Origin of the sequence: Desulforamulus aquiferis (assembly GCF_030577015.1) — a bacterium.
Lineage (GTDB): Bacteria > Bacillota > Desulfotomaculia > Desulfotomaculales > Desulfotomaculaceae > Desulfotomaculum > Desulfotomaculum aquiferis.
In genome coordinates, this window is sequence record NZ_JARPTC010000007.1 from 19598 (window position 1) to 39660 (window position 20063).

The 20063-nt window shown below is 46.1% G+C and carries 19 protein-coding genes and 3 other annotated features; of the genes, 2 read left to right on the forward strand and 17 right to left on the reverse strand.

The window, feature by feature from the left end:
* Window positions 1-14 precede the first annotated feature (14 nt).
* The gene (locus P6N53_RS05490) at window positions 15-431 is read left to right on the forward strand and encodes an EVE domain-containing protein (protein ID WP_304541758.1); all 417 of its coding nucleotides are present in this window, start codon (window positions 15-17) and stop codon (window positions 429-431) included.
* A 61-nt stretch (window positions 432-492) separates the two neighbouring features.
* On the opposite strand, the gene P6N53_RS05495 is transcribed toward P6N53_RS05490, so the two are convergent.
* The 8 genes from P6N53_RS05495 to P6N53_RS05530 form a co-directional block, all read right to left on the reverse strand.
* Entirely contained in the window at window positions 493-819 is a 327-nt protein-coding gene (locus P6N53_RS05495; RefSeq protein WP_304541760.1) for a toprim domain-containing protein, read from the reverse strand.
* A gap of 18 nt (window positions 820-837) precedes the next feature.
* On the reverse strand, window positions 838-3183 hold the full coding sequence (locus tag P6N53_RS05500) for an endonuclease MutS2 (protein ID WP_304541761.1): 2346 nt from the start codon (window positions 3181-3183) through the stop codon (window positions 838-840).
* A 16-nt stretch (window positions 3184-3199) separates the two neighbouring features.
* A complete protein-coding gene (locus P6N53_RS05505; RefSeq protein WP_304541763.1) occupies window positions 3200-5740 on the reverse strand; it encodes a U32 family peptidase in 2541 nt (846 codons plus the stop codon).
* 22 nt (window positions 5741-5762) lie between these two features.
* On the reverse strand, window positions 5763-6713 hold the full coding sequence (locus tag P6N53_RS05510; protein WP_304541764.1) for a Nif3-like dinuclear metal center hexameric protein: 951 nt from the start codon (window positions 6711-6713) through the stop codon (window positions 5763-5765).
* A gap of 27 nt (window positions 6714-6740) precedes the next feature.
* Window positions 6741-7313 carry a DNA-3-methyladenine glycosylase gene (locus P6N53_RS05515; RefSeq protein ID WP_304541765.1) on the reverse strand — a complete coding sequence of 191 codons (573 nt, stop codon included), beginning with the start codon at window positions 7311-7313 and terminating at the stop codon, window positions 6741-6743.
* Window positions 7314-7316: 3 nt separating this feature from the next.
* Window positions 7317-9026, reverse strand: coding sequence for a DNA polymerase/3'-5' exonuclease PolX (gene polX, locus P6N53_RS05520; RefSeq protein ID WP_304541766.1), 1710 nt, complete (start codon window positions 9024-9026; stop codon window positions 7317-7319).
* A gap of 68 nt (window positions 9027-9094) precedes the next feature.
* Window positions 9095-9367: a cell division protein ZapA gene (locus P6N53_RS05525; protein WP_304541767.1), complete on the reverse strand. Its 273-nt coding sequence runs from the start codon at window positions 9365-9367 to the stop codon at window positions 9095-9097.
* Between the two features lie 33 nt (window positions 9368-9400).
* Window positions 9401-9688 (reverse strand): hypothetical protein, encoded by a 288-nt coding sequence (locus P6N53_RS05530; RefSeq protein WP_304541768.1) that lies wholly within the window; start codon window positions 9686-9688, stop codon window positions 9401-9403.
* Between the two features lie 46 nt (window positions 9689-9734).
* Here P6N53_RS05530 and P6N53_RS05535 point away from each other — a divergent pair, with 46 nt between their 5' ends.
* The gene (locus P6N53_RS05535) at window positions 9735-9932 is read left to right on the forward strand and encodes an EamA family transporter (RefSeq protein ID WP_304541769.1); all 198 of its coding nucleotides are present in this window, start codon (window positions 9735-9737) and stop codon (window positions 9930-9932) included.
* Between the two features lie 57 nt (window positions 9933-9989).
* Here P6N53_RS05535 and pheT read toward each other — a convergent pair whose 3' ends face one another.
* The 9 genes from pheT to ytxC all read right to left on the reverse strand — a co-directional run bounded on the left by pheT (window position 9990) and on the right by ytxC (window position 20063).
* Window positions 9990-12410, reverse strand: coding sequence for a phenylalanine--tRNA ligase subunit beta (gene pheT / locus P6N53_RS05540; RefSeq protein WP_304541770.1), 2421 nt, complete (start codon window positions 12408-12410; stop codon window positions 9990-9992).
* Between the two features lie 27 nt (window positions 12411-12437).
* Window positions 12438-13460, reverse strand: coding sequence for a phenylalanine--tRNA ligase subunit alpha (gene pheS / locus P6N53_RS05545; RefSeq protein WP_304541771.1), 1023 nt, complete (start codon window positions 13458-13460; stop codon window positions 12438-12440).
* Between the two features lie 54 nt (window positions 13461-13514).
* Window positions 13515-13776 (reverse strand) — a binding site (T-box leader).
* 187 nt (window positions 13777-13963) lie between these two features.
* Entirely contained in the window at window positions 13964-14767 is an 804-nt protein-coding gene (locus tag P6N53_RS05550; protein ID WP_304541773.1) for a TrmH family RNA methyltransferase, read from the reverse strand.
* A gap of 119 nt (window positions 14768-14886) precedes the next feature.
* Complete coding sequence (rplT, locus tag P6N53_RS05555) at window positions 14887-15243, reverse strand: 50S ribosomal protein L20 (protein ID WP_304541774.1); 357 nt, start codon at window positions 15241-15243, stop codon at window positions 14887-14889.
* 39 nt (window positions 15244-15282) lie between these two features.
* On the reverse strand, window positions 15283-15477 hold the full coding sequence (rpmI, locus tag P6N53_RS05560; protein WP_304541775.1) for a 50S ribosomal protein L35: 195 nt from the start codon (window positions 15475-15477) through the stop codon (window positions 15283-15285).
* Between the two features lie 16 nt (window positions 15478-15493).
* Window positions 15494-16015 (reverse strand): translation initiation factor IF-3, encoded by a 522-nt coding sequence (gene infC / locus P6N53_RS05565; protein ID WP_304541913.1) that lies wholly within the window; start codon window positions 16013-16015, stop codon window positions 15494-15496.
* Window positions 16016-16047: 32 nt separating this feature from the next.
* Window positions 16048-16176 (reverse strand) — a sequence feature (ribosomal protein L20 leader region).
* 76 nt (window positions 16177-16252) lie between these two features.
* On the reverse strand, window positions 16253-18163 hold the full coding sequence (thrS, locus tag P6N53_RS05570) for a threonine--tRNA ligase (protein ID WP_304541777.1): 1911 nt from the start codon (window positions 18161-18163) through the stop codon (window positions 16253-16255).
* A gap of 55 nt (window positions 18164-18218) precedes the next feature.
* Window positions 18219-18435: a binding site (T-box leader), on the reverse strand.
* Between the two features lie 37 nt (window positions 18436-18472).
* Window positions 18473-19078, reverse strand: a complete 606-nt coding sequence (locus P6N53_RS05575; RefSeq protein ID WP_304541778.1) for a DUF445 domain-containing protein — start codon at window positions 19076-19078, stop codon at window positions 18473-18475.
* 94 nt (window positions 19079-19172) lie between these two features.
* Window positions 19173-20063, reverse strand: a complete 891-nt coding sequence (gene ytxC / locus P6N53_RS05580; protein WP_304541780.1) for a putative sporulation protein YtxC — start codon at window positions 20061-20063, stop codon at window positions 19173-19175.

The following is a 20063-nucleotide window of genomic DNA, read 5'->3' on the forward strand; positions in this document are numbered from 1 at the left end:
AAGGAGTAAATCACATGCAGCACTGGCTATTAAAAACTGAACCAGCTAGTTATAGCTATACAAAGCTAGAGATGTTGGGCAGAGATACCTGGGAGGGCGTTAGAAACTTTGCTGCCCTCAAGCATCTTCGCCAAATGAAACCGGGAGATCTTGCCTTTATCTATCATACAGGAAAAGAAAAGGCGGTTGTGGGGGTAGCAGAAATAGTGTCTGATCCTTATCCAGATCCTGGAGAACAAGATGCCCGTTTAATTATTGTAGACGTGATCCCACGCTATCCTATAAATAGGCCTGTGACCCTTAGAGAGATAAAGGAAAATCCTCTGTTCCAAGAATGGCTGCTGGTACACAGGCCGCGCCTTTCTGTAATGCCGGTTTCAGAAGACCATTGGAAATTGATTCATAAACTAGGTGAAACATCCTTGCTTTAGTAATTTCCCACAAAGAGTTTACATTAATCTTAACCTAGGAACTTCTAAGGGAAGGAAGGAGTTAACTCTGTTTGACTAGAAATTTGGCCTCCTGGAAGATTTCTGATAGATGCTTTAAGGGAGTGTTGGCTACTTGGCCAAACTCCCTTAAAGCATAAAGGTGAGTTGCATTGGGAAACTCCTTTTTTAACTGTCTGCGGAGTTTTTCCCCTGATTCGTCTGCATCAGTAAGAATATAAACATCCGCATCTTGAAGCTTATCTATGAGTTCATTTAACCTTTGATAACCAAGGGTGCCATAGGTCACCACTATGTCTACCTGTTCGGCCAGTACTTGCCGAAGTCGTTCTCCGTCGGTTTTTCCTTCGACAATAATTACCTTACCCATAAAGGCCTCCTTAAATAGCTATTTGAGACTTACCACAGTTGCCCCCGAGCCACCCTCTCCCATTTCCCCCAGGCGAAAGCCCTTGATCCTGGGATTGTTCTTTAATTCCCGGTGAACAGCTGCCCGCAGGGCCCCGGTCCCTTTGCCATGAATCAGGATTACACTGCTTAAGCCCGCTAGGAAAGCATCATCCAGATATTTTTCAATTTCTAACAGTGCTTCATCCCCGGTCATTCCCCTTAAGTCAAGGCTGGTACCAATACTTGCTGCTTTATCCTTATATACCTGACCCACCTGGGCTTGACCAATGGCGATCTTTTCCTCAGTGGTTCTGAGCTCCTTCAGGGGTACGGACATTTTCATGATACCCACCTGAACCTGTACATTATTTCCTGATGCACTGATAACGTACGCCTTTTGGTTATACTTAGGTAAAAAGACCTGTTCTCCCGGCTTAACGCTTTTGGGAATTTCGCCACCCAACTTTTTCTCTGGCTGGCTGGCAGCTACCTTATTTGTTACTCTTTGCAGTTTACTCCGGGCCTCCTGGATGGCCTCCTCTTTGCCCCTGGCACTTTCCTCCGCCAGCTTGGTCCGAAGCTCTTTAATGGCCTCCTCGGCCTCCAGTCTGGCTTTTCTCACCAAACTGCCTGCCTCCTGGTGGGCTTTTTCTAAAATTGCTTCCTTTTTGGCCTGGAGCTGCTCCTCAAGTTTACTATATCTTTCCTTTAGTTTCTCGCTGTCCCGCCTCATGCTTTCCGCCTCTTGCCGATCCTTTTCAGCGGACTGTTGGGTTTTTTCCAACTTGTTTATTAAATCCGCCACCTGTACTTGCTCAGTGGTTAAGAACTGTCTGGCCTTAGCTACAATTTCTGCTTGCAGTCCCAGTCTAAGGGATATTTCAAAGGCATTACTACGCCCTGGCCTTCCTATTAAAAGGCGATAGGTGGGGCGTAATGTTTCTATGTCAAATTCCACGCTGGCATTTTCCACGCCAGGAGTGGTATAGGCGTAATTCTTCAATTCACTATAGTGGGTGGTGGCTAGTGTGCATACTCCCCTGCGGTGCAGTTCTTCCAATATGGCCCTGGCTAGGGCTGCCCCCTCGGTGGGGTCTGTACCTGCCCCCAGCTCATCCAATAAAACCAGGGCGTCATTTCTGGCATTGGCAAGTATCCCAACTATATTGGTCATATGGGAGGAAAAGGTGCTCAGGGATTGCTCTATACTCTGCTCATCCCCGATATCCGCAAAAACCTGGGTAAAAATACCCATCTGGGAACCCGCTTCAGCGGGAATATGTAATCCGGCCTGGGTCATCAGTGTAAAAAGCCCCACTGTCTTAAGTGTAACAGTCTTACCCCCTGTATTTGGTCCGGTAATTACCAGCGTGTTAAAATCCTTACCCAGGGATATGGTGGCCGGCACCGCATCTCCAGGCAGCAAAGGATGACGCCCCTTCTTTATGTCCAATTTAGCACCACTGACAATAGTTGGTGCCCAGGCATTTATTTTATTGCTATATCTGGCCTTAGCCATGACAAAATCCAATTGGCCAAGGGACTCCAGGGTTATCTTTAATTCTTCGGCCACCTGGCTGACTCCCCCCGAGAGTTCTGCCAGGATCTTTATTATCTCTTGTTTTTCAGCAGCAGACAGTCTGCGCACCTCGTTGTTAGCTTCCACAACTGCCGTGGGTTCCACAAACAGGGTGGCCCCGCTGGCTGATTGGTCATGGATAATTCCAGGAATTTGACCACGGTGCTCCTGCTTAACGGGTACTACAAAACGATCATTGCGGATGGTGATAATGGGCTCCTGCAGGTATTTTTGGTTTTCCGAAGACCGGACGATACTTTCCATTCTCTCCCTTACCCGGTTCTGGGCCCTGTTCATACTCCTTCGAATTTGTAAGAGTTCCGGTGAGGCATCGTCGGCAATTTCTCCACCAGGTAAAATAGCCTTTAAGATATTTCTTTCTAACTGGGCCTGGTTTGTTAGTCCTTCTGATGTTTCGGAGAGCAGTGGATATCTGTCTGACCTCTCCTCAAAAAACTTTTTTATTTGACGGGATGCAGACAGGGTTTCTCCCACGGCAAGAAGTTCTTCCGCTGAAAGAACCGCAAAGCGGGAAGCCCTTTTAACCGCTCCCCTTATGTCGTGCCAGCCGCCAAGCTCGGCCAAAGGCTCGAGCCGCAGCATTTCCCTTCCTTCACTGGTTTCTGCCTGCCACCTTTTGACTATTTCAGCATCGGTTATGGGAATAAGGGCCATGACCTTTTCCTTCCCCAGCTCTGAGTAGGCTAGTTCCCCTAGCCTAGCCAATACTTTATCAAATTCCAATCGTCTAATGGTTCGTTCCATATATCTTGATATCTCCTTAAACAACTCCTCGGAAAAAATGACCCTTAGTCAAGCCAGAGTTACTAAGCTCTTCCAGGTCCTCCTTAGCCTCACGGTCCTTATAATCATCCTTATGGCCATACTTGAACCTGGCTAGGGCTTGACGGTAATGGTTTACTGCTTTAGCTACATAACCGTGGTCCTCTTTCTTGGCTTCTATTCTTAACACCCCGCTAACCTGGGCCAGGGTGAAAACATCTTCTATCATACACAGGTCCTTGGCATTGAATAAATGCATATGACAATTCTGGTCAACCTCAAGGGGAAATACCAGCCCCATTCTGTCTTTTAAACCACACTTTTGCTTGTGGCAGGGACCTCCGCACTTTTTACCTGGAGCTAAACCTCCCAGGATGCTGCCAACGGGACAATATTTACTGGTCATCATTGGCACCGCTCCTTGCACCAACACCTCCAGGGGCAGGGGACTGGTCCGGGCAAGCTCTTGAACCTGCTTCATGGTCAGTTCCGGAGACAAGGTGGCTCTGGAAACCCCTAGCGCCTTCAGGTAGTGAAGGGTAGCCGAGTTAAAGACGTTAAGGGAAAAGTCTGCTACCACAGGCTTATCAGTAAAATCCCTAAGGATTTTTAATAGCCCCAAATTTCCAACCAGAACCCCGGCCAAGGGAAAATCTCTGACTTGATTAAGCAAACCTATGAATTTACTTAACTGCTGGTCATTCATAATCCTTGAAGAGCTTAATACCAGGGAAGCTCCGTTCTTTTGGCAGAACTCCGCACCGGCCTTGATATCCTGCTCAGTAATTAGCCCCTTGGAGCGGTAGCTTTCCCCGCCAAAATACACCATATCAGCGCCATAACTTACCGCCGCTTCTAAAGAAGTAAGGTCGGTGACATTAACAGACAGAAGAGGTTCGGAGTAATTGCTAGCCCTATCCATTTCAAGTTCTTTGAGGGCACCCCTAATTCTACGCTCCGCCAGGTGCTGAGCAACACCAGGTTTTTTCCGGCCCCGGAGTCTCTTTTGTTCCAGTTCAGCCAGAACCTTGCGCCTGAGCTCGTTTATCTCTCTCATGGGAACCATAACCTTACCTTCCAGGTCAGCCTTAAGCCCCCCTAGACTAAAGGGAGTATTACCAAGCCTATCTAGCTGTTCCCTTAAAAACTCCTCGGTTATGGGACGCTTCTGGGCCTCTTGCCCCACTTCCTCAGAATAGCCCTCTACAGTTAGGCCTGTGTCATCAGCCACCTTCATATATAGAGGTTCACCAACCCTAGCCCTAATATGGAAGTGTAAAGGTAATTTTTTGGTTTCCCTGGCTGAGCTATAGGTTTCTCTAGCCAGTTCCATTAAACTGGCATCATTGGTCTTAAAAACCCTGTCCCCAGGCTTAATTTTACCAGGTATGGCCAACCCAACCAGGGAACCGGCCGGGGCAAAGTCAATTTGCTTGCCCTTTAGTAATATACTATTAACTTCAATGCCGCTGCGGCCACCCTCGGTAACCCACACCTCAATGCCATCCCCTATCCTCAGGGGTTCTTCCAGCATTACTTCCACCAGCTTGGTTTGCCTGTTATAACCTTTGACCCGACCCAACCTGATACCCCGATTATTGGGCCTTTTAAAGCTCATCAATTCCTTACCTGGATTACCTAAAAAGTAACCTGGGCTAAAATCCCGATTAAATATTTGTGCCAAATCCCTGGCTTCATCTTCCTGGACTTTGAAGGACTGTCCTTCTGCTAGTGCTCGGTCAATTAGATTTCTGTAGGTCCTAATTACTGTGGCCACATATTCCGGCCTTTTCATACGACCTTCAATTTTAAAGGAATTAATGCCCGCGGCAACTAATTTATTGATATGTGCACTGGTATTGATATCCCTGGGACTCAAAAGATATTCACCTATATCTGCAGGCACCAGGGTCTTACCCCTTTGATCCACTAGCTGGTACTGTAAACGGCAGGGCTGGGCGCATTTACCCCTATTGCCACTGCGGCCGCCAATCATGCTGGACATCAGGCACTGACCGGAATAGCAAATGCAGAGAGCCCCATGAACAAAGGCCTCCAAATCTGCGCCTGTTTCTCCCTTGATGATGGCAATCTCCTCAAGCTCCATTTCCCTGGCCAGTACTATCCGGTCAAAGCCTGTCTCCTGCATAAGCTGAACACCGGGCAAATTATGTACCGTCATTTGGGTGCTGGAATGAATGGATAATTCCGGAATTACTTCCCTGGCCAACTTAGCCAAACCCAGGTCTTGAAGTATAGCTGCGTCTACTCCAATATTATGGAGGAAATGGAGAAAGCCCATGGCCTCCTCCAATTCGTGATTTGCCAGTAATATATTTACGGTAACATAAATCTTTACCCCACGGATGTGTGCATATTCCACCGCCCTGGCCAACTCCTCCTGATCAAAATTGCTGGCCGATTGCCTGGCATTAAACATTTTTCCGCCAAGGTATACTGCATCTGCTCCGTTTTGCACTGCAGCCACCAGGGCCTCCCAACTTCCTGCCGGGGCGAGCAGTTCAGGTTGATGATTCATGGGGTTTCCTCCTAAAAATATGTTATCTTTCCACCCTTATTAGTCCCGAACAAGGAACTATCTCGATACCATGTTTTACTAAATGGTCAACAATCAGGTTCATACCCAGGGAATCACTGGCCAGATGTCCGGCAATAATGACATTGATGTGGTTTTTCTCTGCTTCTTTGCGATGCTTCTCACCGATATGCATGACGATGAGGGTTCCTACACCAGCTGCAGAAAGCTTGGCATAGGCATCTTCCGAACCGCTGGTTCCCCCGGTCATATCAACAAAGATTTTACCGGCCCGGCGTTCCTTTGAACCTACCACGATGGTCGGCCCAGCACCGATCTTTACAGCCCCAGCATACTCAGGAATGGTCTTCAAAGCCTTAACTATATCATTCAAGGTCTCGCAATTCTTCTCATCAATATATTTTTGCAAATACTCTGCTACCATATTATCTGCAGGGGTATGGCAGCACATAAGGGGTATATCCATGAGTCTGGCGGCATCTACGGCTCTGTTGTGATTCATGGGCATCAGGCCCCTGCGGACTTCGCCAATCCTAGAGGCCATGATACTTTCCGCCACGTTAATAGGTACCCCCAACTGGGCCATGAGGTCTTCCTGCATGTGCATTACATCATATAAATTGGCTATGGCCTTTCCCTCCGGATGGTGGGCCATAATCAGGTCTATTTTTTGTCCCTTCTCACCTAAGCGGTCTGCCAGTACAACTTCTCCCACTTCCATATCAATACCCACTAGAATTCTTTTCACCTGGTGTTCAGGCTCTCCATATAATACCCTGGTATCAGAATATGGGTTAAACAGCTTGTCTTGATCCATTTCATTCTTTTCTTCTTCCTTTAGGTCCTCATACTTCTTCTTTTCCTTTTCCAACTGCTTTAGGACGGCATCCTTGCCTCTGGGATCATGTTCAATGCCTAGGCCAACTATTAATTGATATATTTCTTGTAGTTTCATATATTAACGCTCCTTCTTATTATTATATTACTTCTTTGAGATAAATTTATTTCCTTTAATGTAATATCTTAGGGGCAAGTCTGCACCCTCTTTTATTCCTATTCTTGTTGTGGTGATAATTTCCTGTGGTTCTTCAAAGGACTGTGCCACCCAAAGGCCACCCTTTGTTAAATCTGCCCGATTGTGCTCCTTGGTAATATTAAAGGCCTGTACCAGCTTAGCCGGACCAGAACACAGCTCGTGCACCCTTTCCCGTCCCCGCCTTTGTCTCATTAAATCCAGGCCCACCAAGGGCTCCACTGCCCTGATCAAAACTGCCTCCCCAATACCTTCTCCCTCAGTAACCACATTAAAGCAGTAATGCATGCCATAGGTAAAATATACATAGGCCCTGCCAGGGGGGCCAAACATCACACTATTGCGGGGTGTCATTCCTCTGGCTGCATGACAGGCGGGATCACCCTGGAGGTAGGCCTCTGTTTCGACAATTCTACCCACAGTCATACCTTCATCATGGGCATGAACCAATAATTTGCCTAAAATCTCCCGGGCCACCAGGGTTGTTGGGCGGTCATAAAAGCTTATCGGCAATTGCTGCATATTTTAGCTAAGCACCTCACGCAAATCATTTATCTCAAGGGTATTGATTACATCCCCGGGGGCTAACCAGGCCCTCCGGGCAACAGAAAGGCCATAGACCATTTCATCCAGGCGCCTGACATCATGGGCATCGGTATTGATTGCTAGTTTTGCTCCTGCTTCCTTGGCCATGCGCGTATGTTCCTCATTTAAGTCCAGGCGATCTGGAGATGCGTTGATTTCTAATACCGTATCGGTTTTAGCAGCCATTTCAATGAGGGCCTCAACATCAAGCTCGTAGGATTCCCGCCGTCCAAGTACACGTCCTGTCATATGGGCTATAATATCAACATTTGGGTTTTCCATAGCCCTAGTAAAACGTTTAGTCAAATCCTGTTTACTTTGTCTAAAGCCTGTATGTACAGAGGCAATAACTACATCGGTTTGTTCTAAAAGTTCATCAGGAAAATCCATGGAACCATCGGGAAGAATATCCATTTCTACCCCGGTCAGAAGGGTAAAGTCCTTTAGACTTGTGTTCATTTGCCGGATCAGTTGATGTTGCTCCAGCACCCGCTCCAGTTCTAAACCATTAGCAACTTTTAGGGATCTTGAGTGGTCTGTAATGGCAGCATAGGAATACCCTTTTTCCAGGCATTTATTAACCACATCCTTAATTTCCATGGCAGAGTCACTCCAGGTTGTATGGATGTGCAAATCTCCCTTAATGTCTTCTCCACTGATAATCTTTGGCAAGCCTTGACCAGTTGCCGCCTCAATTTCACCACGGTTTTCCCTAAGCTCCGGTGGTATATACTCCATGCCCAGGGACCGATAGATGTCTGCCTCACTGGTCAAATCAACTACCTTTCCCTCTTGTGTCTCTATTCCCCTGTGGTTTAGCTTTAATCCTTTATACTTGGCGATTTCCTGAAGTATCAAGTAATGGGTTTTCGACCCTGTAGCCCTGTGCCAGGCCGGGATAAATTCTGCCGGTGTTACCACAGACAGATCAACTGCTATGCCCCACCAGGTCATTACCTCAATGCGATTATCCCCTTTATTTATTACCTCTTTAACCCTGGGATGGCTAGCCAAAGCGGCTAGAAGTATCTCTGGATTCTCAGCCCCTGCAATGATATCCAGATCACCCACAGTTTCCTTCCACCTGCGGGTGCTGCCGGCTGTCTCTACAGCCTTAACCCCAGGCAGCAGGCTAATAAAGCTGGTCAATTCCTCGGCCATTTCCCTGGCCACCGAAAGGCGGGTTCTTCCCTGGCGATTGCGTACCATTTCGATGCCATTTAAAATATCCCATTCTAATTTGGCACTAAATCCCTTTAGCTTACGAACCCTTCGGTCCTTTACAGCATCTTCCAAATCCTGCAGGTTTGTAACACCCAGCTCCTGCATTAGTGCCCTGGCTCTTTTGGGACCAATACTTGGCAGCTGCTTTATTTCCAGTACTCCTGGAGGTATCTCCCGAAGCAGTTCCTGATGTTTCTTAAGGGTTCCAGTTTCTAAAATCTCTTTAATCTTTGACTCAATGGCACGACCTATACCAGGTATTTTGGAAAGCTGCCCCCGACGACTTAATTCCTCCAGAGGCTGTTCAAGATGAGCCAGGGTTCTGGCCGCTTGTCGATAAGCCCTAGTTTTAAAGAAATCATCTTCCTTTAATTCAATCAGGTCTGCCAGTTCATTAAATATCCAGGCAACCTCGATGTTTTGCATAAACATCGCTCCATTCTGTTGTACTACTAGGTTTTCCCGAAAAATAAAACTCATGAATATTTCATGAGTTATTCCGCGGAACAGTTTGTTTTTTCCGGTTCTATCATTTGGAGCAAGTTATTATACTCCTGCTGAAGTTTAATTAATTCATCTACCAGATTTATTGCTGATAAAACAGCTACTTTATTCAGGGATAACTTATTATTTCTTTGTCTTATTTCATTCATTCTTTTATTGACCTGATGAGCTACCATCAGCATGTATTCCGGGGACTCATGACCCTTTAAGGTGTAGTGCTCACCAAGTATTTCGACTTCCACCCTGTTAGCTTGGCTGGACATAACAGGCCCCCCTTCTATTAAGGAGATTATTCGCTATAATAAGCCAAATTCCTTCATAGGAAATCCATTAACTCCAATTCTTTCATAATATTGGTTAACATTTACTAAGGATATTTTTATTTCCATAGATACCAAAAAGTAACCGGGGATATAATAAACAGGTGACCTCTCTACATTACCAAGGTGGTGTTGGATTTTGTCTTTTCCTCCGGTCCTGCTATTGATATCAATTTCTATAGGTGCCATAGGACAACTGCTATTAAAAATTGGGGCATCCCAATTATATCCCCTATCATTGACCTTGCCAAATCTTACAGGCACTCTAATGAGGGCCTTCACCAATCCCTGGGTTCTGGGAGGTACTTTTATGTACGCAACCAGCCTGGTTACCTGGCTTAAAGTTCTAAGTACCATGGAGCTAAGTCTGGCCTATCCTATGGTCAGCCTGGGTTATGTGTTGGTTATGGTGCTTTCCTTTCTATTCCTTGGGGAAACCTTTACTATTCATAAGCTCCTGGGTGTAGCGGCGGTAATTACCGGTGTTATGCTGATAGGTTATAAATAATAAGGGATTAATATTGAAAAGACCGGAAACAAATTAAATTGCTCCCGGTCTTTGCTTTTATTTCCTTAGTTCAGCCCCGACCTGGGCTTCCAGTGATTTGGCGATGCGCTTCATCTTATCGGCGGTCTCCTCATCTGTTAGGGTACGGTCATCGGCCTGGAATTTCATACTGAAGGCCACGCTCTTATATCCCTCGGGCACCTGTGCCCCTTGGTATACGTCAAAAATATCGGTTCCCCTCAGCAGGTTTCCACCAGCACGTTTAATTATAGCTAACATTTCAGAAGCTTCCACTTGCTGCTTAACTAATACCGCCAGATCCCTTTCAACCAAGGGAAATTTTGGTAGCCCTTGATATTGCTTAACGGGACGGTTAGCCCGGAACAGTACGTTTAAGTCTATCTTGAGGGCTACAGCCCTGCCGGATAACTCATAATTATCAATGACATTGGGGTGTAGCTCTCCTACAACACCCATTAGCTCACCATTAACTTCAATTTTAGCACATCTACCCGGGTGGAAGCTGGGATCCTGGTGCCGTTTAAACTCCACTCCCTCCAGGGCAAGGGAATCTATAAGTTGCTCTGCCACACCTTTTATAAAATAGAAGTCCATGGGGCTGGCAGGTTGGTTCCAGGTTTTAGGGGTATTACCGATGGCCACCGCGGCCAAAACAGGTACTTCCTCGGGTAATTGCTGTCCTGAAACAGGATAGAATACCCGGCCAATTTCAAATACAGCTCCGTTTTGAAGACGGCGATTGAGGTTTCTCTGCAGTACCTCCAGTAAGCCAGGCACCATCACGGTACGCATGATAGATTGTTCCTCACTAAGGGGATTTTGCAGTTTTACAACCTGACGCAGGGAGCTATCAGGTGGAAGGTTCATCAAATCAAAGATTCTCGGATGAACAAAGCTATAGGTGACCACCTCGAAAAAGCCGCAGGATATCATTAACTTTCTAGCATCCCAGGTAATTTGCTGCTCCTGTGTACGGCGTCCCTGGGTGGATGCTCCGGAAGGCAGGGTCTCAGGAACCCGGTGGAAACCATAAAGTCTGGCAACTTCCTCTACCAAGTCTATTTCCCTGGTTATATCAGGGCGGAAGGTTGGAACGGTTACCAGGAGGTTATCCCCCTGCTCCTGAACCCTGAACTGCAAGCTCAACATAATCCTATATATTTCATCCTTTGGCACGCTAACCCCAAGGATCCAGTCAACCCGCTCAGGGCGCAGCAGGATGGTCTTTTCTGTAATTGGAGCTGGAAAATTATCTATGGCTCCGGCAGCTATGGTTCCACCGGCCAAATTATGCATAAGCTCAACTGCCCGATCCGCTGCCCTTAGACAACCATTAATGTCAATGCCCTTTTCAAATCTGGCGGATGACTCGGAGCGCAGGCCCAGGGATTTGGAGGTCCTTCTGATGCAGATGGGATTAAAGTAGGCCGACTCAATTAACAGATTGACTGTGTCATCTGTTACCTCACTGTACAGTCCACCCATCACACCGGCCACTGCCACCGGTCCTGCTTCATCGGTAATGGCCAGCATTTCTGCTCCCAGGGTTCGCTCTACATCGTCCAGGGAGACAATTTTCTCCCCTTCCTCAGCCCGCCGCACAATAATATGATGGTTCTTTAATTTATCGTAATCAAAGGCATGAAGGGGCTGGCCCAGTTCCATCATGACGTAGTTGGTTACGTCAACCACATTGCTGATAGGTCTGATACCAACAGCCCTGAGCCTGTTTTGCAGCCACATGGGGGATGGTCCTATCTTAACTCCCTTGATGACTCTAGCCACATAACGGCGGCAAAGTTCCGGAGCCTCAATATCAATTTTAGCCAGTGACTCTACATTTTCATCACCAACTACAATTTTAGGTGCCGGCATCTTTAATTCTTGATTTAATATTGCCGCCACATCCCGGGCAACCCCTGTAACACTCAGGGCATCACCACGGTTGGGAGTTAGGTCCAGCTCCAGAATAAAATCATTAAGGCCTAAGAGTTCTTTGGCATCCACACCTATGGGAGTATCCTCCGCGAGAATTAAAATGCCATGGGCCATTTCTGGAGACATAAGTTTTGCCTCCATGCCCAGTTCCTGACCGGAGCACAGCATTCCCTGGGATTCAATGCCCCTCAGCTTGGAACGTTTGATCTGTAAGCCCTTGGCCAACTTAGCACCTTCCAGGGCAACCGGAATGATATCCCCCTCTTTGATATTGGTGGCACCTGTTACAATTTGCAGGGATTTCTCCTGTCCTACATCCACACTGCAAACCGATAGTTTATCTGCATTGGGGTGACCCTCAATTTTGGTAATGCGGCCGGTCACAATATTCTCAAGTTCAGCACCAGGTTCATCAACGGCATCTACGGCAATTCCTGATAGGGTTAGCCTATCTGCCAGCTCCTGTGCCGGTATATCAATATTCACATATTCTTTTAGCCAGTTATAGGAAACACGCATGGTTTTATGTTAACCTCCCGATCCTTATCAAAATTGGGCTAGGAAACGCAAGTCATTATCAAATAGCAGCCTGAGATCATCTATGCCAAACTTAAGCATGGCGATACGCTCCACCCCCATACCAAAGGCAAAGCCGGTAACCTCTTCGGGATTATAGCCTGACATTTCCAACACCCTGGGGTGAACCATCCCTGAACCTAGAATCTCCAGCCAGCCGCTGCCCTTGCAAACCCTACAGCCGCTTCCCTTACACATAACACAGGAGATGTCCACCTCAGCGCTGGGTTCAGTAAAGGGGAAGTAGCTGGGACGAAGCCGTGTCTTTGTTTCCGGGCCGAACATTTGCTGGGCAAAGGTAGCCAGTATACCCTTTAGATCTGCGAAGGTTATCCGCTTATCTATTACTAGTCCCTCCACCTGATGAAACATGGGAGAGTGAGTTGCATCATCATCCCGGCGATAAACTCTACCCGGGCATATTATTTTGACCGGCACCTGGGGAACAGTCTTTTCCATGGTTCTTACTTGAACAGAAGAAGTATGAGTTCTCAATAACACCTCGGGGTTAATAAAAAAGGTGTCCTGCATATCCCGGGCCGGGTGATCCTTTGGTAAATTTAGGGCCTCAAAGTTATAGTAGTCCAGTTCCACCTCTGGTCCTTCAGCAATATTAAAGCCAAGTCCCAGGAAGATATTCTCCATTTCCTCCATAACCTGTGTTAAGGGATGCATTTTGCCCAAATTAAATCTGGCCCCGGGCAAGGTCACATCCAGGTTTTCTGCAGCCAGCTGGCGGGCCTTTTGAGCCTCCTTTACCTGACTGTTTCTAGCTTCCAGGGCAGCCTCAATTTCCTCCCTTACCTCATTGGCTATCTGGCCAACCCTGGGCCTTTCTTCTGCCGACAATGCTCCCATTCCGCGTAAAACCTGAGTTACTTCGCCCTTTTTACCTAAATATTTAACCCTAACAGCATTTAGCTCATCGGTTGTGGAGGATTCCCTTAAGGCCTCCACAGCCTCTGCTGCCAATTGTCTTAACCTCTGCTCCATTTTAATCCTCCCAAAGTGATATTCATTAAGTACAAAAAAATAAAACCGTCCCTATAAAGGGACGGAAAAATATCCGCGGTACCACCCAAATTGTTCTTACGTTAACCAAAGAACCGCTTAGCAGGATAATAGTATGTCTTATCCATCTTCTTGATAACGGCAGAAGAACCGGCGAAACCTACTTGTATGTACCCACACTTTCAGACCGCAGTTCAGGGGTGAACTTCCGAAGACATTCTTTAAGAGGGCTTACAGTCAGGACCCCCTCTCCCTGGAAAGAATAATTCTGCGTACTTATCCCCATCATTACTATGTGCTTTGAAATTTTCATTCTAATGAAGAACTAATTTTCTGTAGATCATATAGGCGTTGACTGACCCTGTTGCCTCGAACAGCCTCCAAAAAAATTCGGCGGTTAACAGCATGTAACCACAACCTTTCATGCTTTTTTGGGGACCTTTCGACATGATTATAACATATGCCTATATGCAAAACAAGGAAGTTTACTGAATTTTGTATCTCTGACGGACCGCCTCATAAAGCATGATAGAAGCCGCCATAGCTACATTTAGGGACTCTGCCCGGCCAGGCATGGGGATATTTACCTTCTTGTGGGAAACAGCCAAAACCTCATCCCTGGGACCCATGCCCTCGTTACCAACCACTATGCCAATTGGTATAGAAAGGTCTTCCTCAAAAATAGGTCCCCCTTTAACGGGGTCACCGATCAGCAGTTTAAGGCCAGTGGAAATTAGGTATTCCAGGGAGTCTTCAATATCACCGGCTGTAACAACGGGCATATGAAATAGGGAGCCCATGGTGGAGCGAATTACTTTTTGATTATATAAATCCACAGTACCCTTCAAAAGGATTACTCCGGTGGCACCCGCTGCATCTGCTGATCTTACAATGGTTCCCAGGTTACCCGGGTCCTGTATGCCGTCCACCACCACCACCAGGGCAGGAAGTCCAGGGGGAAGTACATCTGCCAGGGCATAATCCGGTTGCCAAAGCACTGCTAGGATACCTTGGGGCGTCTCGGTGCCAGCCATTTCAACCATTATCTGTTCCGAAACGGGATAAAGGTTAGCCCCTTTTGTCTCAGCCCTTTCTATTATCCTAGCAACCCTCTCAGACTCCGCAGCCTCCAAAGTATAAAATAGAGCCTCCATGGTCCAATTGCTTAAAGCGGCCTCCTCAACCAGGCGAATTCCCTCGGCCACCAACTTCCTTTCCTTCCTCCGAAAGTTTCCCTGGGCTAATTTTCGAACATACTTAACCTTTGTATTCTGAGAGGCAGTAATCATCGCCTTTCCCCCTCCTGGTAACCTAACATACACATCCCCGCCTTCCGGGGCTTTGTTATTTATGGAAAAAGGCATGGTGAGTACCATGCCTTAGTTGTTACCAATATATAAACTATTTGTTATGCCAGGTTGGATTTGGCAACCTGTACCAGTTGGCTGAAGGCCTTGGCATCGTTTACAGCCAGGTCAGCCAGCATTTTACGGTTAACTTCAACACCGGCCTTTTTCAGACCGTTGATGAACTTGCTGTAGGACATTCCGTTAATGCGGGTTGCGGCATTAATTCTGGCGATCCAAAGCTTACGGAAGTCGCGCTTTTTCTGGCGACGGTCTCTGTAGGCATAAGCCAGAGCCTTCATTACGGCCTGGTTAGCTACCCTAAAGAGCTTGCTCCGGGAACCTCTATAACCTTTGGCCAGTTTCAATACTTTTCTGTGTCTATTGCGGGAAACCACACTGCTTTTAGCCCGTGGCATGATGATTACCTCCTTTTACATCTGAACATATTCCAATTCTTAGTAGGGCAGCAGACGACGTAAACGTCCAAAATCTGCATCGCTGATAATCAGGGATTTACGCAGGTTACGCTTACGTTTGGCAGTCTTTTTACCTAGAATATGACTGTGAAAAGCATGCCAGCCACGAATTTTACCGGTGGCAGTTTTCTTAAATCTTTTAGCAGCCCCACGGTGGGTTTTGATTTTTGGCATTTAGGGCAACTCCTTTCTAATCCTGCTTCTCATTTTTAGGTGCTAAGATCATTATCATATTTTTGCCTTCAAGTTTAGGATGCCTTTCAATTGTGCAGATATCTTTCATATCTTCAGCAAGTCGAACCAGCAGTCTTTGCCCCAGTTCGGTATGGACAATCTCACGGCCCCTGAACATGATGGTCGCCTTAACTTTATCGCCATCCTTTAAGAAACGCTCTGCGTTTTTGGCCTTGACATCATAGTCATGATCCTCAATGCGGGGACGCAGCTTAACTTCCTTAACCTGAATAATACGCTGCTTCTTCTTGGCCTCTTTTTCCCTTTTACTTTGCTCATATTTGAATTTTCCAAAATCCATAATACGGCAAACCGGGGGCTTGGCCTGGGGAGCAACTTCCACCAGGTCTAACTGCTTTTCCTCAGCAATGCGCAGGGCTTCTTTGGCAGACATAATACCAAGCTGGTTATTATCCGCATCTACAACCCGTACCTCGCGAGCTCGGATCTCCTCATTGATACGTTGATCTTTCGAAATACCTGTTCACCTCCATAGTTATTTGTTTGGGAATAAAATAATAAAAGCGGGTTATTCACCCGCTTAAAGACGCAATAAACAATATTAAACATATTGTATCTAACATCTAACCCCACCAACCTAGGTTGTAAGGTGAGAAGCGGATGCTTCTTCTTCGTGTTAATATCTAATTTGTCGAACACTTTTGTTATTTTAACATAATGGTTTTCTATAGTCAAGGAAATATCCTTTATTCCCCTAAAAAATGGTCTTGTTCTTTATATCATCGGTAACCTGCCGGATAAACTCATCTACCTTAACTGCTCCAACGTCTCCCTTACCCCTCTGTCGTAGGGCAACTGCACCGTTTTCCATCTCACGGTCGCCAATTACCAACATATAGGGAATCTTTTGGGTCTGGGCTTCCCGAATTTTATAATTAATTTTCTCATTGCGGGCATCCAGTTCAGCCCTTACATTTAATCTGTCTAGCCTTTCCACCACTTCCCTGGCATAGCTGTGGTGTTTATCGGTAATGGGCAGTACCTTCACCTGAACAGGGGCTAACCATACCGGAAAAGCTCCGGCAAAGTGTTCCACCAAAATGCCAATAAAACGCTCTATACTGCCAAATACCACCCGATGAATCATCACCGGACGATGTTTCTGACCATCTTCACCTACATAGTTCAGATCAAATTTTTCTGGCATTTGGAAATCTAGTTGGATGGTTCCGCACTGCCAGGTACGCCCCAAGCTGTCAGTCAGGTGGAAGTCAATTTTAGGTCCGTAAAAGGCACCGTCCCCTTCATTAACCTTGTAGTTCATCTCTTTAGCTTCCAGAGCCTCACGCAAGGATTCTGTGGCCATCTCCCACATCTCATCGGACCCCATGGATTTCTCCGGTCTGGTGGATAGCTCCACATGATACTTCAGGCCAAAGGTTTGATAGAAAAACTCAAAGAGGTCGATAACACCGATAATCTCAGACTTAATTTGACTGGGCAGCATAAAAATATGGGCATCATCCTGGGTGAAGCAGCGTACTCTCATTAGTCCGTGTAGCGCTCCGGATAACTCGTGGCGGTGCACTAAACCAAGTTCACCCCACCTTAAGGGTAGATCTCGATAGCTGTGCATCCTGGTTTTATACACCAGAATACTACCTGGGCAGTTCATGGGCTTTACGGCGAAATCACCCTCATCAATCTTGGTAAAGTACATATTCTCCTTATAATGATCCCAGTGTCCAGACTGCTCCCAAAGTCCACGATTCAAGATAATGGGAGTGCGTATTTCCTGATAGCCCCTTTTTTTGTGCTCCTGGCGCCAAAAATATTCCAACTCATTGCGTAGAATCATACCCTTCGGATGGAAGAAGGGGAAGCCAGGACCTTCATCCTGAATACTGAACAGGTCTAACTCCTGACCCAGTTTACGATGATCCCGCCGCTTGGCCTCCTCAATTCGGAAAAGGTGTTCATCCAACAGCGCCTTTTTAGGGAAGGAGGTGCCATAAATACGCTGCAGCATTTTATTCTTTTCACTGCCCCGCCAGTAGGCACCGGCTATGCTCATTAATTTAAAGCTTTTAATACGTCCGGTGGAAGGCACATGGGGACCCGCACATAAATCATTAAACTCACCTTGCTGATAACAGGATATTACCGAGTCCTCTGGTAGGTCGTTGATCAGCTCAACCTTATAAAGCTCGCCCTCTTTATTAAATTGTTCCAAGGCTTCAGCCCGGGAGACTTCCACCCTTTCAAAGGGTAAATCGGCCTTGATAATCCTTTGCATCTCAGCTTCTATTTGTTCCAGCTCTGCTGGGGTAAATGGACGGGGCACATCAAAATCATAATAAAATCCATCTTGGATAGCCGGACCAATGGCAAGTTTAGCTTCCGGAAAGAGCTTTTGCACGGCCTGGGCCATAATGTGGGCCGAGCTGTGACGATAGACGGCTCTTCCCTCCTCATCATTAAAGGTAAGGAGTTCTAGGGCGGCATCTTCCTGGAGCGGGAACTTTACATCCACAATTTTCCCATTAACCTTACCGGCCAATACTTCTTTAGCCAGTCCATGGCTGATGGATTTAGCAACTTCGATTATGGTGGTACCGTCGGGGTATTCCCTTACCGATCCATCCTTTAGAGTTATCTTAATCATGCTATATTCTCCCTTCTAAATAAGGATAAAAAATATAAAACCCGCCCCTGATATAATCAGGGACGGGAAATATCCGCGGTTCCACCCTGGTTGGAAAATTAGCTTTCCCCACCTTAAAGGCTTTTAACGGTGCCGAACCGGCTTGCATACTTAGTTTCAGCAAAGCTGCTCCAAGGTGGTCTTCAGGCAACTCTCTCCGGGAAACGCTCACAGCCCTGACATTCCCTCTCTGGTCGGTCAAATTGACTTACTTTCCTTATCATTGCAATTATTTAGTTACGGCTATTATAGTTTTACAAACAATAATTGTCAAGTTGTCATATAAACCAGGCCAACTTGAATAAGGCCTATGATAAAACCAAGAATTCCACCAATGATCTCAATGTGCTTCAGTTCCCTTGAGGCCACAGTTAAAATTATTTTCTCTAAATGGGCCACCTCATAGGCATTTAAGCGCTCCTCAACGATTTCAGAAAGCCTTACCTTTTGAATAACGCTACTGCCCGCTTGATCAATAATCTGGTTAATCACCTGGGGCATTTGTTTTTGCAGCATATCTCCCATCATTTCAAGAATAACTGCCCTGACAGTTGTAGGCACCCAAGCGGGAATCTTGTCCACTATCATTTTATGAATTGATTCGCTGGCCGATTTAATAATCCCATCCAAGACTTCTGGTGATTTCATTTGGCCCATAAGGTCTTCTACCTTTAAAAGCTCCCGCTCTACAACCTCACCGATACTCTTGGCCAACTCAGCCCTTCTTTTGGGCACCACACCCTGAATGACCCAGGGTAATCCTGGTATTTTCACAGGCTGGTATGGTTTAAATATAGCCTTTACTGCGATTAGATTTGTTACCCAGCCAATAAATGCCCCAATTACCGGAATTAAAAGAATAACCCACCATTCCAACTTCTAAACCCCCATTTGTCAATTAACGACATTACTATACCAGAATGTCCCCGCAGGTGCAATATAAATACCGCCCTAGGGCGGTATTTATAGGCTATTGTTGTTGATTTTTGCATAATGTACAACCGCTGCATTCAGAAACTCTGCCCGCAAAAACGCTTTTAATTGTTTCCATGGTGGTCTCCGGTTGGTCCTGCAGGTTGGTATGAAATACAATTTTATTGGGGGCAATTGTGATTAGGGCACTAATCAGGAGATCCTCATAATTTATTTCATTATCCATTATGTCTAAAATATAACCTTCAAGGAATTCGCTACTAATTGGCTGGTGCTCCTCATCAAATAGCTTGTAAGCTCCCTTGCGATTGATTAATACATTTACCATTTCTACCTTTGGCTCCTGGATTTCCACAAAATACTTGAGAAGTTGGATGAATTCTTGATATTCACGCTCCATTAGGAATTCATCCACCGCCTGATCAACGGCTTCCCTAATATCATTGATATATTCCTTTAACCTGAAGCGGATAAAACCATCTATAACTATGCTGTCATTTTGTCCTAAGTACTCCACCAACTTTTTTATAATGGCATGCTTCCTATCTCGCCGATCCATTTGACCGGGCATAACAACTTCACCATTGGTATATCTTAAGGAATATTGAAGTATTGTTTTCTTTTCATCCTCATTAAAGTAATAGTAATTTTCTCGAATGATTTCTTTAACCAATGCTTTTTCCCATTGATTGAGAATAACATCGGATATTATATCTGCAACAAAGTGTCTGAACAATATTATATCATCGGTTTGTTGTTCTCCCCGATGTGGCCCAATAAAGTCGCAGGATAAGAACGTTATGTTGCCGGCAGGATTTTCTTTAAGACGAACGTTGAAGTTATCATCATCAACAAACCTCTCCCTGCCAAGACGTGCCTTTAAAAGCTCAATATGCTGGGTGGCACCTATTGAAAGACACTGGTTCAT